General features: G+C 34.6%; 1 protein-coding gene. It reads left to right on the top strand.

The features are described from left to right. The first annotated feature begins 85 nt into the window (after positions 1 to 85). Positions 86 to 922 carry a hypothetical protein gene (locus C1Y58_RS26250; RefSeq protein ID WP_105620113.1) on the top strand — a complete coding sequence of 279 codons (837 nt, stop codon included), beginning with the start codon at positions 86 to 88 and terminating at the stop codon, positions 920 to 922. Positions 923 to 1,113: the final 191 nt, after the last annotated feature.

Genomic DNA, 1,113 nt, shown 5'->3' with positions numbered 1-1,113 from the left:
AACGTTATCAGACATTACCCCATCATTTCAGAGCTAGTTTTGTGGGTCTAATTAATATAGGCAGTCTATAGAAAGGATTATAATAATGCGTAATAGAGATAATATAGCAGAGATTAGATATAAGAATAGTTATGTAGCTTTTTTAGATGTACTGGGATTTAAAAAGTTGGTGATGAAAGATACACCAGCGAGTAGACAAAAATTGAATACATATTTTCAAGTGGTAAATGAGGTAATAGAGTATATTGGTACTATTGGGAGAAAAAAGAGAATAGGATTTATTGTGATTAGTGATTCAATTATTTTATCAATACCTAGTGGACGTAATATTCAAGAGAGAAAAGACACTTTAAGAAGCTTATGTATTGCAGTTGGATTAATTCAAAGTAGATTAGCATTGAAAGATATATGGATTAGGGGGGCTATATCAAGTGGTAAAGCATATTTCAATTCAACTCAAAATCAGATTGTTGGACCAGCTTACATAAATGCATATTTATTAGAGGAACAGAGGGCGATATATCCTAGAGTTATTATGGATAGTAAGATTATTAATGAACTAGAATTTAGTAGTGCAAGAGAATTTATAGATGAAATTAATGAAAGTGATTATCAAGGGTTGACCTATGATAACTGGGGAAGTCGGATTCTTTTTGAGTGGAGTTATCCCGATGGTAAGCCAGTTACAGAGGTCTCACAAGATGTTGCCCTTTTTATAGATTATCTATCCCCATTTGCAGAAAAAAACAATAATGATTTAGGGGTTATCATTGCGAATATACAAAAAAATATCTATGGTGATATTGGTGTATATAGTAAGTTTAGGTGGTTGGCTGACTATCTAAAATCATTGTTTATTAGGGAGCAGAAAGACGACAATTTAATTGAAAGTGAGTATAGTTATCCTGTAGATAATTTGTAACTTTAAGTGATGGGGTAACATCTTATAACAATAGATTTGCACAAGGCTCGGGAGGGGTCATAAAGCCTATTGGGACATGCCCTCACACATTCCTCAACCTAAGTCCGTCGGAGCACTCGGCACATTAGCCCTTGCCAGGGCATGAGCACCTTCGCTCTAAGGTTAAGAAACGTCGCAAACCCAAAACGTTA

It is taken from the genome of Vallitalea okinawensis, assembly GCF_002964605.1.
Lineage (GTDB): Bacteria > Bacillota > Clostridia > Lachnospirales > PQDH01 > Vallitalea_A > Vallitalea_A okinawensis.
Note: the sequence above shows the minus strand (reverse complement) of the source record. Positions and strands in the feature narration are given on the sequence as shown.

Bases quoted from the DNA above. Each gene is read 5' to 3' on its own strand.
- C1Y58_RS26250 (WP_105620113.1), top strand. From the start codon at position 86: ATGCGTAATAGAGATAATATAGCAGAGATTAGATATAAGAATAGTTAT.